Annotated in this window: 13 protein-coding genes; 3 read left to right on the top strand and 10 right to left on the bottom strand. The window is 53.4% G+C overall.

Annotated elements, in window-relative coordinates:
• Positions 1-106 precede the first annotated feature (106 nt).
• From hemG to pepQ, 4 genes are read right to left on the bottom strand one after another with little or no spacing between them, the layout of a single operon-like run.
• Positions 107-652 (bottom strand): menaquinone-dependent protoporphyrinogen IX dehydrogenase, encoded by a 546-nt coding sequence (gene hemG, locus OGY04_RS02165; RefSeq protein WP_032945724.1) that lies wholly within the window; start codon positions 650-652, stop codon positions 107-109.
• A gap of 11 nt (positions 653-663) precedes the next feature.
• On the bottom strand, positions 664-2,115 hold the full coding sequence (trkH, locus tag OGY04_RS02160; RefSeq protein WP_003017848.1) for a Trk system potassium transporter TrkH: 1,452 nt from the start codon (positions 2,113-2,115) through the stop codon (positions 664-666).
• 38 nt (positions 2,116-2,153) lie between these two features.
• The gene (locus OGY04_RS02155) at positions 2,154-2,768 is read right to left on the bottom strand and encodes an IMPACT family protein (RefSeq protein ID WP_003017851.1); all 615 of its coding nucleotides are present in this window, start codon (positions 2,766-2,768) and stop codon (positions 2,154-2,156) included.
• Complete coding sequence (gene pepQ / locus OGY04_RS02150) at positions 2,768-4,099, bottom strand: Xaa-Pro dipeptidase (protein ID WP_286584686.1); 1,332 nt, start codon at positions 4,097-4,099, stop codon at positions 2,768-2,770. The genes OGY04_RS02155 and pepQ overlap by 1 nt, the downstream gene beginning before the upstream one ends.
• A gap of 188 nt (positions 4,100-4,287) precedes the next feature.
• Between pepQ and fadB the strand changes: the two genes are divergently transcribed.
• Together fadB and fadA are read left to right on the top strand one after the other, a co-directional pair.
• On the top strand, positions 4,288-6,477 hold the full coding sequence (gene fadB, locus OGY04_RS02145) for a fatty acid oxidation complex subunit alpha FadB (protein WP_286584684.1): 2,190 nt from the start codon (positions 4,288-4,290) through the stop codon (positions 6,475-6,477).
• 9 nt (positions 6,478-6,486) lie between these two features.
• Positions 6,487-7,650 carry an acetyl-CoA C-acyltransferase FadA gene (gene fadA / locus OGY04_RS02140; RefSeq protein WP_003828895.1) on the top strand — a complete coding sequence of 388 codons (1,164 nt, stop codon included), beginning with the start codon at positions 6,487-6,489 and terminating at the stop codon, positions 7,648-7,650.
• Positions 7,651-7,804: 154 nt separating this feature from the next.
• Here fadA and OGY04_RS02135 read toward each other — a convergent pair whose 3' ends face one another.
• From OGY04_RS02135 to ubiD, 4 genes are all read right to left on the bottom strand, one after another.
• The gene (locus OGY04_RS02135; RefSeq protein ID WP_032945721.1) at positions 7,805-8,785 is read right to left on the bottom strand and encodes a LacI family DNA-binding transcriptional regulator; all 981 of its coding nucleotides are present in this window, start codon (positions 8,783-8,785) and stop codon (positions 7,805-7,807) included.
• Positions 8,782-9,708 carry an ROK family protein gene (locus OGY04_RS02130; RefSeq protein WP_125363372.1) on the bottom strand — a complete coding sequence of 309 codons (927 nt, stop codon included), beginning with the start codon at positions 9,706-9,708 and terminating at the stop codon, positions 8,782-8,784. The genes OGY04_RS02135 and OGY04_RS02130 overlap by 4 nt, the downstream gene beginning before the upstream one ends.
• A 227-nt stretch (positions 9,709-9,935) precedes the next feature.
• A complete protein-coding gene (fre, locus tag OGY04_RS02125; protein ID WP_003828903.1) occupies positions 9,936-10,637 on the bottom strand; it encodes an NAD(P)H-flavin reductase in 702 nt (233 codons plus the stop codon).
• Between the two features lie 40 nt (positions 10,638-10,677).
• Positions 10,678-12,171 carry a 4-hydroxy-3-polyprenylbenzoate decarboxylase gene (ubiD, locus tag OGY04_RS02120; protein WP_003828905.1) on the bottom strand — a complete coding sequence of 498 codons (1,494 nt, stop codon included), beginning with the start codon at positions 12,169-12,171 and terminating at the stop codon, positions 10,678-10,680.
• 204 nt (positions 12,172-12,375) lie between these two features.
• Here ubiD and rfaH point away from each other — a divergent pair, with 204 nt between their 5' ends.
• The gene (gene rfaH, locus OGY04_RS02115; protein WP_003017881.1) at positions 12,376-12,864 is read left to right on the top strand and encodes a transcription/translation regulatory transformer protein RfaH; all 489 of its coding nucleotides are present in this window, start codon (positions 12,376-12,378) and stop codon (positions 12,862-12,864) included.
• Between the two features lie 5 nt (positions 12,865-12,869).
• Here rfaH and tatD read toward each other — a convergent pair whose 3' ends face one another.
• Together tatD and tatC are read right to left on the bottom strand one after the other, a co-directional pair.
• Positions 12,870-13,652: a 3'-5' ssDNA/RNA exonuclease TatD gene (tatD, locus tag OGY04_RS02110; RefSeq protein WP_079935190.1), complete on the bottom strand. Its 783-nt coding sequence runs from the start codon at positions 13,650-13,652 to the stop codon at positions 12,870-12,872.
• Positions 13,653-13,693: 41 nt separating this feature from the next.
• Positions 13,694-14,485, bottom strand: coding sequence for a Sec-independent protein translocase subunit TatC (gene tatC, locus OGY04_RS02105; protein ID WP_003828911.1), 792 nt, complete (start codon positions 14,483-14,485; stop codon positions 13,694-13,696).
• Position 14,486 lies beyond the last annotated feature (1 nt).

Below are 14,486 nucleotides of genomic sequence, written 5' to 3'. Positions count from 1 at the left end.
AATCCGTTGTTCCGTGTCAGTGGAGGCGCATTATAGGGAGTTATTTCAGGCTGACAAGGGGAAATTTAAAATAATCTTCCGAGTGCGTATTTTTTATTCTTTGCGCTTATTTTAACAACGCTTTGTTGGTTAATTGGGCTATTTCCCGCGCGAATCTCGCAACCTGTTCCCAATCGGTATACACCACTTCTTTATTCGTATCCGTTTCACCACCTGACATCTTCATTATCAGTTGGATCATAACGCGGTCATACCAGCGATAGCGTGGATACAGCAAAGCACCCGCAATAACTGCACTGTGGTCTGGTCGCCACGGCGAACTCATCAGGAACTTACGCGCATAGCTGTTGGTTTGCGGCGTACGTTTCTCCGGTTTACGGGCAACCAGGTTTACGGAGTAGAACGCGCTCGGCATCGAATTCAGCCGTGTGGCATGCTTTTTCACAAACTCCTGAAAAGCAGCATGGTAATGACCGTAGCGAATCGAGGCGCCAATTACCACGCTGTCATAATTTTGCCAGTCCGGCTCCGCGGTACGATGCAAATTAACAACATCTGCCCAAACGCCCAGCTCTTTGAGTTCAGAAGCCAGATATTCAGCGATTTCACGCGTTTGTCCGTCCCGGGAAGAAAAAAGAATCAGTGTTTTCACGTGTTACTCCATTATTCACGCCAGAAGGTAGGGGTAAAGAGCACCAGCAGAGTAAAGACCTCCAGACGACCAAACAGCATATTGGCAATCAGGATCCACTTCGCCACAGGGTTCATACTGGCAAAGTTGTCAGCGACAACCCCCAGTCCTGGTCCCAGGTTATTCAACGTTGCCACTACGGAGGCAAACGCGGAGAAGTCATCAACACCGGTCGCAATAATCGCCAGCATACTGATAATAAAGACCAGCGCATAGGCAGAGAAGAATCCCCATACGGCTTCAAGAATTCGCTCCGGCAACGCACGGTTACCCAGTTTGATACTGTAAACCGCATTCGGATGGACCAGTCGTTTCAATTCGCGGTTACCCTGCTTAAACAGCAGCAGGATACGAATCACCTTCAAGCCACCGCCCGTCGACCCGGCACAGCCGCCGATAAAAGCAGAACACAGCAACAGCACTGGCAGAAACAGCGGCCAGCGGGCAATACTGTCCGTGGTAAATCCGGCGGTCGTCGCCATCGATACCACCTGGAAAAAGGCCTGGTTGATCGTCGTGAGCGCCGAGCCATAGGTATTGTGTATCCATAGCACCAGCGTACAGACTGCCACCAGCGTCAGCTGCACGCCGATAAACATGCGGAATTCCGGATCCCGCCAGTAGACCTTCAGACTACGCCCACTTAATAAAGAGAAGTGCAGACCATAGTTACAACCGGAGATCAGCAAGAAGATAGCAATGATGGTGTTAATCGTGGGACTGTCGAAATACCCCACGCTGGCATCGTGTGTGGAAAAACCACCGATGGCGATTGTGGCAAAACTGTGCCCAATGGCGTCAAACGCGGGCATCCCGGCAAACCATAGCGCCAGCGCGCACGCCACCGTCAGTAATACATAGATTAGCCACAGCGTTTTCGCCGTTTCGGCAATACGCGGGCGCATTTTATTATCTTTCAGCGGCCCCGGCATTTCTGCACGATAGAGCTGCATCCCACCAACGCCAAGAATAGGCAGGATAGCCACCGCCAGCACGATGATCCCCATCCCGCCGAACCATTGCAGCATCTGGCGATAAAAGAGAATCGCGTGTGGCAATGAATCCAGCCCCACCAGCGTCGTCGCACCTGTAGTGGTTAATCCGGAAAAGGATTCAAAAAAAGCGTCGGTTATCGTTAGATTAGGGCTTTCCGCAAAGATGAACGGTAGCGCCCCTACGCTGCCCAGAACGGTCCAGAACAAAACGACAATCAGAAATCCTTCACGCGATTTCAGCTCGCCCTTCTCTTTACGGTTTGGCCACCACAGCATGGAGCCGATCGCCAGAGCAACGAAGAAAGTTTGGGTGAATGCACGCCCTGCCCCATCGCGGTAGATGAGCGCTACCAGTCCGGGGATAATCATTGTCCCCGAGAATAAGATGACCAGTAGTCCAACGATTCGGGTGATGGCGCGAAAATGCATCTCTGCCGCTTCCTTAGTTCTTTAAAATGAGGTGGGGATTATTCTTCAATCGCTAACAATTGCAATGAACCACGACTAAAATCCGCCAGTTTTGCCGAAAACTCATCCACTTTGGCAAAAGGAAGCGCCACCCTGAGCCGAACAAAAGCCTGGTAATCACTGGCAACGACTTTACCGTCAAACTGCCCCAGCAAGGCTTCAATGCCTGCCAGCTGACCGTACTCACACTGCAAAGTATATTCGGTTAATGGCGTCTTGCGCTGTGTCGTTAACTGGCGCAACGCCTGATTCACACCACCACCGTAGGCTTTTACCAACCCTCCAGTACCGAGAAGGATACCGCCGTAGTAGCGCACGACTACAGCGGTAATCTCGCCGACACCGCTCCCCATCAGCTGCGCGAGCATCGGTTTACCTGCCGTACCCGCCGGTTCGCCATCGTCTGAAAACCCTAGCTGCTGCGAGTCATTGGGCGCACCCGCCACCCACGCCACACAATGGTGGCGGGCGTCCGGGTGTTCCGCTTTGACTGACTCAACAAACGCCTTTGCCGCTTCTACGCCGTCCGTATGGGCGAGCAGCGTAATGAAGCGGCTTTTTTTGATCTCTTCGACGACGCTAACCGGCGCCGCAGGGATTAACCAACTGTCCATTACGCCAGTTTCAAATCCCGCGTCATGTTTTCGATATTGTTTTCGTGGACCACCACGTTGTCTTCAATACGAATACCGCCGAACGGTTTCAGTGCTTCAATTTTCTGCCAGTTGAAGTGCTTGCTGAACTGTCCTTCACGCCACGGTGCCAACAGAGATTCAATGAAGTAAATGCCCGGTTCGATGGTCAGAACCATGCCTGGTTGCAGTACGCGGGTGCAACGCAGGTAAGGATACTTCGACGGCGCGGCCAGATGAGTACCGCTGTCATCCTGCATAAAGCCTGCGACATCATGTACCTGCAGACCCAGCGGGTGACCAATACCGTGCGGCATAAACGGCCCGGTAAGATCGTTTTCCACCATCGCTTCTTCACTCATACCGGTGATGATTTGATGCTTACGCAGCAGCTTCGCGATACGCTGATGGAACTGAATGTGATAATCCACGTAGCTGGTGCCTGCTTTCATGGTGGCAATCAGCGCCAGCTCTTCGTCGTTAACGTCTTTCACCAGATGCGCATAGTCGCTGTCGTTTTTCGCCGACCAGGTACGCGTCAGGTCTGCCGCATAGCCGTTGTATTCCGCACCAGCGTCGAGCAGGAAACTGCGGATTTCAGACGGTGCCTGATGATCCAGCTTGGTGTAATGAAGAACCGAAGCATGCTCGTTAAGCGCCACGATGTTGCTGTATGGCACGTCGGTGTCGCGGTGACCGGTGGCAGTCAGGTAAGCGAGGTTGATGTCAAACTCGCTCATTCCGGAACGGAACGCTTCTTCTGCTGCACGGTGTCCATTTACCGCCATTTTCTGCGCTTCGCGCATACAGGCCAGTTCGTATTCCGTTTTATAGGCGCGGTAATAATGCAGGTAGTCGATCACCCCTTTCGGGTTGATGTTGCTGGCCGCGATGTCCAGTTGCAGCGCACGTTCCGGAACCGGGCCGATGTAACCGATATTGCCTCGAGCAGCAGGCAGTTGGCTACCGATACCATCCGCTTTCGGCAGCGCGATGATCTCGATTTCTTCCGTCCAGAAAGAGGTTGGTAGCGGCTCAACGTTGTGCCAGTAATCGACCGGCAGGTAGAACCACAGTTTCGGCTTGTTTACGCCATCCACCAGCAACCAGCAGTTAGGAACCTGTGTTACAGGCACCCAGGCTTTAAATTGTGGATTGACCTTAAACGGATATGGATGATCGTCGAGAAAGACGTTAACAAGTTCGCCAGAGTGAATAAGTAACGCATCCAGTTTGAAGCGATCCAGCGCGTCGCGCGTCCGTTCCTGTAAGGTAACGATATGATTTTTATAGAGTGCGGCCAGCGATTCCATTTTCTACCCTTCTGTTTTTTGACCTCAAGTCTCCGCATCTTAGCACATCGCTTTGTGAGTGCGTGATTTCTGCCGAGCGTGATCGAATCGTCATTTCTTTAATCATTCATTTGCATTTTATTAACATAAAACACACACTTCGATTCATCTGGTATGACCAGATCACCTTGCGGATTCAGGAGACTGACATGCTTTACAAAGGCGACACCCTGTACCTCGACTGGCTGGAAGATGGCATCGCCGAACTGGTGTTCGATGCCCCTGGTTCGGTCAATAAACTCGACACGGCCACCGTTGCCAGCCTGGGCCATGCGCTTGATGTGCTGGAAAAACAACCGAATTTAAAAGGGCTGCTACTGCGTTCTAACAAAGCAGCCTTTATTGTTGGTGCCGATATCACCGAATTCCTTTCACTGTTCCTCGTGCCTGAAGAACAACTGAGCCAGTGGCTGCATTTTGCCAACAGCGTCTTTAATCGCCTCGAAGATCTGCCTGTTCCGACCCTCTCAGCGGTAAACGGCTACGCGCTGGGTGGCGGCTGCGAGTGTGTTCTGGCAACCGATTATCGTCTGGCAACGCCGGACCTGCGCATTGGCCTGCCGGAAACCAAGCTGGGCATTATGCCGGGCTTTGGCGGTTCCGTGCGTATGCCACGTATGCTGGGTGCGGACAGCGCGCTGGAAATTATTGCGGCAGGTAAGGATGTTGGTGCTGAGCAGGCGCTAAAAATCGGCCTGGTCGATGGCGTAGTGAAGCAAGACAAACTGCTTGATGGCGCGATCGCGGTATTACGTCAGGCGCTCAACGGCGACCTCGACTGGAAGGCCAAACGCCGGCCGAAGCTGGAGCCGTTGAAACTCAGCAAAATTGAAGCGGCTATGAGCTTTACCATCGCTAAAGGCATGGTGGCACAGACGGCAGGGAAGCATTATCCCGCGCCGATTACCGCGGTAAAAACCATTGAAGCAGCGGCCCGTTTTGGCCGTGAAGAAGCGCTGAATCTGGAAAATAAAAGCTTTGTTCCACTGGCGCACACCAGTGAAGCTCGCGCGCTGGTTGGGATCTTCCTTAACGATCAGTTCGTCAAAGCCAAAGCCAAAAAACTCACCAAAAATATTGAAGCACCGAAGCAAGCTGCGGTGCTGGGCGCGGGCATTATGGGCGGCGGCATCGCTTACCAGTCAGCCAGGAAAGGCGTGCCGGTTGTCATGAAAGATATCAACGACAAATCATTAACGCTGGGCATGACCGAAGCGGCCAAGCTGCTGAACAAACAGCTTGAGCGCGGCAAAATTGACGGTCTGAAAATGGCGGGCGTGATTTCCACTATTCATCCAACCCTCAACTATAGCGGTTTTGAGCGTGTGGACGTGGTGGTTGAAGCTGTCGTGGAAAACCCGAAAGTGAAAAAAGCGGTACTGGCAGAAACCGAAGATCAGGTACGCCCGGACACCGTACTGGCTTCAAATACCTCCACCATCCCAATCAACGAGCTGGCCAGCGCGCTCAAGCGCCCGGAAAACTTCTGTGGGATGCACTTCTTTAACCCAGTACACCGCATGCCACTGGTTGAGATTATTCGCGGCGAGAAAAGCTCGGATGAAACCATCGCCAAAGTTGTCGCCTGGGCAAGCCAGATGGGCAAAACCCCAATTGTGGTCAACGACTGCCCCGGTTTCTTCGTGAACCGCGTGCTGTTCCCGTATTTTGCCGGTTTCAGCCAGCTGCTGCGCGATGGGGCGGATTTCCGCAAAGTCGACAAAGTCATGGAAAAACAGTTTGGCTGGCCGATGGGCCCGGCTTATCTGCTGGACGTGGTGGGAATTGATACCGCACATCACGCGCAGGCAGTGATGTCCGCAGGCTTCCCTCAGCGTATGCAGAAAGATTATCGCGACGCGATAGACGCCCTGTTTGATGCGAACCGTTTCGGACAGAAAAACGGTCTTGGATTCTGGCGTTATAAAGAAGACAACAAGGGCAAGCCGAAGAAAGAAGAGGATGCCACCGTTGACGATCTGCTGGCAGAAGTCAGCCAGCCGAAACGCGACTTCAGTGATGAAGAGATTATCGCTCGCATGATGATCCCAATGGTCAACGAAGTGGTGCGTTGTCTGGAAGAAGGCATTATCGCCAGCCCGGCAGAAGCCGACATGGCGCTGGTGTATGGCCTGGGCTTCCCTCCGTTCCACGGCGGCGCGTTCCGCTGGCTGGATACGCTCGGCAGCGCGAAGTATCTCGATATGGCCCAGCAGTATCAACACCTCGGAGCGCTGTATGAAGTTCCGGCTGGTCTGCGTGATAAGGCGCGCCATAACGAACCGTATTATCCCCAGGTTGAGCCTGCCCGCCCGGTTGGCAGCCTGAAAACGGCTTAAGGAGTCACAATGGAACAGGTTGTAATTGTTGATGCGATCCGTACCCCGATGGGCCGTTCGAAAGGGGGCGCGTTTCGTAACGTGCGGGCAGAAGATCTCTCCGCACACTTAATGCGTAGCCTGCTGGCGCGAAATCCTGCGCTGGAGCCATCCGCGCTTGATGATATTTACTGGGGCTGTGTGCAGCAAACGCTGGAGCAGGGTTTCAACATCGCCCGTAACGCCGCGCTGCTGGCGGAAGTTCCGCACTCCGTTCCAGCCGTCACGGTCAACCGCCTGTGCGGTTCGTCCATGCAGGCGCTGCACGACGCGGCACGCATGATCATGACCGGCGATGCTCAGGCGTGCCTGATTGGCGGCGTGGAGCATATGGGCCATGTACCAATGAGCCACGGCGTTGATTTCCATCCGGGCATGAGCCGCAACGTGGCAAAAGCCGCGGGAATGATGGGTCTGACTGCGGAAATGCTCTCTCGCATGCACGGCATCAGCCGTGAAATGCAGGATGCTTTCGCCGCACGTTCACATGCTCGCGCCTGGGCTGCAACACAGTCTGGCGCATTTAAAAACGAAATCATCCCGACCGGCGGCCATGATGCCGACGGCGTGCTGAAGCAGTTTAACTACGATGAGGTTATCCGCCCGGAGACAACCGTTGAAGCGCTCTCCACCCTGCGCCCGGCGTTCGATCCGGTTAGCGGAACGGTCACTGCCGGTACCTCCTCCGCACTCTCCGACGGCGCTGCGGCGATGCTGGTCATGAGCGAAAGTCGCGCCCGTGAGCTGGGTCTGACGCCGCGTGCCCGTATTCGTTCGATGGCTGTTGTTGGCTGCGACCCTTCAATCATGGGTTACGGTCCGGTTCCGGCCTCAAAACTGGCGCTGAAAAAAGCGGGACTCTCCACCAGCGATATCGGTTTGTTTGAGATGAACGAAGCCTTTGCCGCTCAGATCCTGCCGTGCATTAAAGATCTGGGGCTGATGGAGCAGATCGATGAGAAGATCAACCTCAACGGCGGGGCGATCGCTTTGGGCCATCCGTTGGGTTGCTCTGGGGCGCGTATCAGCACCACCCTGCTCAATCTGATGGAACGCAAAGACGTACAGTTTGGCCTGGCGACGATGTGTATCGGTTTAGGCCAGGGCATCGCGACGGTATTTGAGCGAGTTTAATCAAAGCATGTGACTTATTGTAGGCCGGGCAAGCGAAGCGCCCCCGGCGACTATGCCGGATGGCGACGCTGATGCGTCTTATCCGGCCTACAACACAAATGCCATTGTATAACAATTTAGTTGCCGTTTTTCCCGCCTGTCAGGGGCGGGTTTTTTATTTCTCTGAACTACCACGTACCACTAACTGCACCGGCAACAGCAGATTCTCTTCCTGATTTTCTTCCAGCAATAAACGCAGCGCTTCACGCCCCAATTGTTGTTTATCAACCGCAATGGTGGTGAGTGGTGGATGTGACCAGGCCGCAGCATCGATATCATCAAACCCCACCAACGCAAGATCTTCCGGGATACGTATACCCTGCTGCGCACACACCCGTTGAACAACCAGCGCTGCCGCATCGTTATAGGCAAAAATAGCGTCGGGCGGCTCTGGCAGACTCAGCAATTCATTCACCGCTTCCACCAAAGATTGCTCGGTATCCAGCAGCGGCGGCGCAATGGCTTCATACTCTGGCGGCATCAGCAAACGGGCCTCATACAATGCCTGACGGTAGCCCTTCTCGCGCTGACGGATGCTGTAGTGCGCAAGCGTGCTGGCAAGAAAAGCAATACGGCTGCGACCTTGTGCAATCAAATGTTGTGTAGCAAGATAACCGCCCTGGGTGTTGTCCGGATTCACGCAAGGCAGGCCCGGCGCCCAGAGATCCACCAGCACCAACGGCAGTTTCATCTGTTGCAGCAAGCCAAGTAATTCAGGCTCAAAAAATCCGGCACAGATCAGCGCATCAGGCTGGTGCAGCAGCACCTGCTCACTCACTGCATCGCCTGGACCAATGGAGAGAAAGCTCAGCGCAATACCATGGTCACGACAGTTATCTTCTATGCCCAGCAGCAGTTGAGAGTAAAACGGCAATGCCCGGCTGATATTGTGCTGGCGGTGAAGTAAAAACAGGACGCGTTTGATCTTGTCAGTGCGCAGACGGGAAAAATCATAACCCTGCTGCTGCGCCACAGAAATAATGCGCAGCCGGGTGTCTTCACGCAGCCCCGGCTGCCCTTTTAGGGCGCGGGAAACTGCACCAACTGAAACACCACAAGCTTCGGCAATATCTCTGATACGTACAGGTTTTGTCATTTCACTCTCATTGATTCTACTATGGCTTGTTGCGCCCCCAGCCAGGCCGCACCGCGTACGCCGCTGCTGTCGCCGTGACGGGCCCGAACGATCGGTGTGCGGCACTGCTTACCAAATACGTACTGCGCCACTCGCGCCTGCAAACCCGAATACAGTAAATCGATATTGGATACCCCACCCCCAAGCACGATAACATCGGGATCGAGCGTATTCACCACGCCCGCCAACGCACGCGCCAGTTGATCGCAATAACGTTCCCATACAAAGCAGGCATCCGCATCACCCGATTCTACCTGTTGCATAATTTGTGGCACACCCACATGCTGCGCGGTGTGATTCAGGTACTGGCGTTCCAGACCGCTGCCGGAAATAAAGCTCTCAATACAGTTCAACTGTCCGCAATAGCATCTCACTCCAGCCCCGTCCTGAGATTCGTGGTAGCGCGGCAATGCATTATGCCCCCACTCTCCTGCGCAGGCGTTAGGTCCAGAGATCAAGCGGTTATCGATGCATAGTCCACCGCCGCAACCGGTACCGAGGATCACGCCAAATACCACGCTATACCCGTGTCCGCTACCGTCCATCGCTTCCGACAAGGTAAAGCAGTTGGCATCATTGGTAACCGGCACTGGCATTCCTGATGCTCGCTCAAGGTCTTGCGCAAAGGCCTGTTGATTGAGCACCAGGATGTTCGAATTCTTAATCAAACCTTCGCTATCCACCGCGCCGGGCACCCCAACGCCAACCGATAAAGGCTGATTAACGGCCAGTCTGGCCTTAGCAATCATCTCCGTCACGGCCTGGAAAAAATCACCGTAACTCTGCTTTGGTGTCGCGCACCGCTCGCGGTAAACAATTTCACCCGCGTTATCAATCACCACTGCTTCGATTTTAGTCCCGCCAATATCCAGTCCGAGCCTCATGGTTTCCTCGTTTGCGCCTCGCAATTTGATTGTGTCTAGTTTGCCAATTTTGTTTACTAAACAAAAAGAGAGCTGTCACAAAAGCTAAGTTTTGTGATTAATAGATAGGAAAAACATGTTTACTAAAGAACGTGGTGAAAAAGAGAAACAACGAGACCGGGCTTGCACCCTTTTAGAAGAAGTAAGGTTGGTGATGAATGCGCCGGAAGGGCTCCGGCGCACAGCGCTTAAATGAACGCGAAAGCGTCGCCAAACAGGCGATCTTCACGCGCACTGCGCTCATTACAGAAGAGATCGCGCGCGATTTTGGCCATTTCAAAACGCCCGGCAATGTAGATATCATGCTCCGCCAGGGTACCGTAATCCTGCAATACTGCCGTTAACACGGTTCCCGTACGACCACGCCAGCCGTCTTCAGGTTGTTCCACCACTGGCTCAACGCGCAGATTCGGGTGGTTCACAGACAGCGCTTCCAGCTCGGAGAGATCGTAGAGATGCTTCTCCTCGCGACCGCCCCAGTAAATGGTGATATCGCGGTTTGGGTTGCGCGCGAGCGCGGTAAGCAGAATAGAACGCACGTAAGAGAACCCTGTACCACCGGCAATCAGGATCAGCGGGCGCTCGTCTTCGTCACGCAGCCAGGCTTCGCCATGCGGAATGTCGACCTTGATTTCCCGGTCTTTCAGAATACGGTCCATCACGGCCATGGCGTAAAGATTTAGCTCAGAGGCGCCAACGTGCAGCTCAATGAATCCTTGCTCGTCCGGCGTTGATGCCATGGAGAACGGACGCTTATCCCTTTCATCCATCACGACCATTAAATACTGGCCAGCACGAAAGGAAAACGCCGCGTCTGGCACTAAACGAACGCGATATACGGTGTCAGTGATAGCTTCTACCGAGGTCACTTTACAGCTTAAGGTTGTCATGCGCTCTCTCTGTCGGATCAATAGGCAAAACGATCGCGCCTCAGGCGCTTTTGCCGTCATTAAAGATGGCCAGTTCATCCCAAATTGCGTCAATGCGCGCAGTCACTTCAGGATCTTTTTTAATCGGACGTCCCCATTCACGTTGGGTTTCGCCCGGCCATTTATTTGTGGCATCCAGCCCCATTTTTGAACCAAGGCCGGAAACCGGCGAGGCAAAGTCCAGGTAATCAATTGGCGTATTCTCTACCAGTACCGTATCCCGGGCCGGGTCCATACGGGTAGTAATTGCCCAAATCACATCATTCCAGTCGCGTGCGTTGACGTCATCATCGCAAACAATAACAAATTTGGTGTACATAAACTGACGCAAAAACGACCAAACACCCATCATGACGCGTTTGGCATGGCCAGCGTACTGTTTTTTCATCGTCACGACGGCCAGGCGATATGAACAGCCTTCCGGAGGTAGATAAAAATCGACAATTTCCGGGAACTGCTTTTGCAGAATAGGCACGAAGACTTCGTTCAGCGCCACGCCGAGCACCGCGGGTTCATCTGGCGGGCGTCCGGTATAGGTAGAGTGATAAATTGCATCTTCACGCTGGGTAATGTGCGTGACGGTAAAGACCGGGAAGCTATCTACTTCGTTGTAGTAGCCGGTATGATCGCCATACGGCCCTTCCGGAGCCAGCTCGCCCGGTTCAATGTACCCTTCCAGCACGATTTCTGCGCTGGCAGGCACTTCCAGGTCGTTGGAAATACATTTAACTACTTCGGTCTTGGTTCCGCGCAACAGCCCGGCAAATGCGTACTCGGATAATGTATCAGGGACCGGCGTCACGGCCCCCAGAATGGTCGCAGGATCTGCTCCTAACGCCACAGAAACCGGGAAGCGTTCACCCGGATGCGCTGCGCACCACTCCTGGTAATCAAGCGCGCCGCCGCGATGGGACAGCCAGCGCATAATGAGCTTGTTTTTGCCAATCAGTTGCTGACGATAGATGCCCAGATTCTGCCGCTCTTTATGCGGACCACGCGTTACGGTGAGCCCCCAGGTAATCAGCGGCGCGGCATCTTCCGGCCAGCAGGTCATAATCGGAATGCGGTTTAAATCAACGTCATCGCCCGAGTAGATTTTTTGCTGACAAGGTGCACCGCGCAACCGCTTAGTCGGCATGTTCAACACCTGCTTAAACTGCGGCAGCTTATCAAACAGATCGCGGAATCCTTTCGGTGGCTCTGGCTCTTTCAAAAACGCCAACAGTTTACCGACTTCTCGTAGCGCCGAGACATCTTCTTGTCCCATCCCCATCGCAACACGCTTTGGTGTGCCAAACAGGTTACACAGCACCGGCATTGAATAGCCTTTCGGATTCTCAAACAGTAACGCAGGCCCACCGGCACGCAGAGTGCGATCGGCAATTTCAGTAATTTCCAGGTGGGGATCCACCTCAAGCGAAATGCGTTTGAGCTCGCCCTGCTGTTCAAGCAGCGTCAGGAAGTCGCGTAAATCGTGATATTTCATGGCGTCCATTGTGGCCTCTTCGTAAGCGCTTCATTATACGGCGTTCATCATTGTGATGCTGTATTTTTGTTAAATTAGCGTGAACTCTGGCGATACATATAAGCCCCGGGCGTATATACCCATTGGGTTTCAGCCTGCGTTGAGGTGGGTATAATTAACTTAACGCATGGCTTTTGCTATGCTTGCGCTCAGAACAAGCGGATAAGAGTTATTATGCAATCCTGGTATTTACTGTACTGCAAACGTGGGCAACTTCAGAGAGCCCAGGAACACCTGGAAAGACAGGCGGTGAACTGCCTGACGCCTATGATCACCCTGGAAAAAATAGTGCGCGGTAAACGTACCACAGTCAGTGAACCACTATTCCCTAATTACATGTTTGTCGAGTTCGACCCGGAAGTGATCCACACCACCACTATCAATGCCACGCGTGGTGTCAGCCATTTCGTCCGTTTTGGCGCGACGCCTGCGACCGTCCCTTCTCCCGTTATTCACCAGCTTTCTATCTACAAGCCTGAAGGTATTGTGGACCCGCAAACTCCTCAGCCAGGGGACAGCGTGATTATTACTGAAGGGGCATTTGAGGGGCTAAAAGCGATCTTCACCGAACCGGATGGCGAAGCGCGTTCCATGCTACTGCTTAACCTGTTGAATAAAGAAGTTAAGCAGAGCGTGAAAAATACCGGTTTTCGAAAAATTTAAGCCGTTTAGAAGGTCACTTCGAACAACGTTCGGACGTTAGCATCAATGGTTGCTGACAGCCATTGAGGATCTTCTCCGCGCCAGTGGGCAATACGCTCAAGAATATGTGGCAGGTGCGCCGGTTCATTGCGCCGTGACGTCGGTTTAGGCGTTAAGTCGCGAGGAAGTAGGTAAGGCGCATCGGTTTCGATCAGTAGTCTTTCTACCGGAATAAACGGCAGCAGTTCCCGCAGTTCCATCCCACGGCGCTCATCACAGACCCAGCCGGTAATACCAATATAAAGCCCTCGGTCCACACAATCCTGCATTTCCTGCCGCGTTCCGGTAAAACAGTGCAGCACCGCGCCCGGGAGACTATCCAGCCACGGCTCCAGCAACGTCAGAAAACGCTCATGGGCATCTCGACAATGCATGAAAATCGGCATCTGCAGTTCAGCGGCAATGCGCAGTTGTGCCTCAAAAGCACGTTCCTGCTCCTGTGGCGTGGAGAAATTGCGATTGAAATCCAGACCACACTCGCCAATAGCGACCACCTCAGACTGGTTTGCCAGCGCGATAATCTCGTCTTCCGTTGAGGATTGCCATTGGCTACTGTCATGCGGGTGCACGCCAGCCGTGGACCAGCAACGTGGATAATGTTGCGCCAACTTCAGCGCCTGCTGGCTTTCGTGCAGGTTTGTTCCGGTCAGAAGCATACCGTTTACGCCCGCAGCAAAAGCGCGCGCCACAACATCATCCCTGTCTTTCGCAAATTGTGAACTGGTTAAATTAACGCCAATATCAAACATGCTACCTCCCATATGACAACCGCCCTGACGGGCGGTTGAATTTACTCTTCTGTTTTCTCGGTGGCTTCGGCTTCTTTTGCTTCTTCAGCCTCGTTGTCCTCATCTCGCGTACGTCGCTTACCGACATAGAAACGAGAGAAGAAAACGCCCACTTCAAACAGGCAGTACATCGGTATCGCCAACAACGTTTGCGAGAAGACATCTGGCGGAGTCAGTAACATCCCGACGACGAATGCTCCCACCACAACGTAAGGTCGTTTCTTACGCAAATCTTCAGGTGTCGTAATGCCCATCCAGCATAGCAGCACAATGGCGACAGGGACCTCAAAAGAGACACCGAAAGCCATAAATAGCGCCATTACAAAGCTGAGATAGCTGGCAATATCTGTCGATACCTGCACGCCTTGCGGAGCCGTGTTAGCCAGAAAACCAAACGCCAACGGGAAGACGACAAAATAGGCGAATGCCATGCCGATGTAGAACAACAACGAGCTGGAGACCAGCAGCGGCACAACCAGGCGACGTTCATGTTTGTACAAAGCAGGCGCAATGAATGCCCATACCTGGTAGAGGATCACTGGCGCTGACAGGATCAGCGACACCATGAAGGTTAACTTTATAGGGGTAAAGAACGGTGAGGCCACATCGGTGGCGATCATCGTTGCACCCTGCGGCATCTGTTTAATCAGCGGTGCCGCAACCATATGGTAAATGTCGTTGGCAAAGTAAACCAACGCCAGAAAGATCACGATAACCGCAATAATGCAGTTCAGGAGTCGCTTACGCAGCTCGATAAGATGCGTAATGAGCGGTTGGGTATCTTCTACAGCCATG

The sequence above is a fragment of the Citrobacter sp. Cpo091 genome (assembly GCF_030332645.1).
Classification (GTDB): domain Bacteria; phylum Pseudomonadota; class Gammaproteobacteria; order Enterobacterales; family Enterobacteriaceae; genus Citrobacter; species Citrobacter portucalensis.
Note: the sequence above shows the minus strand (reverse complement) of the source record. Positions and strands in the feature narration are given on the sequence as shown.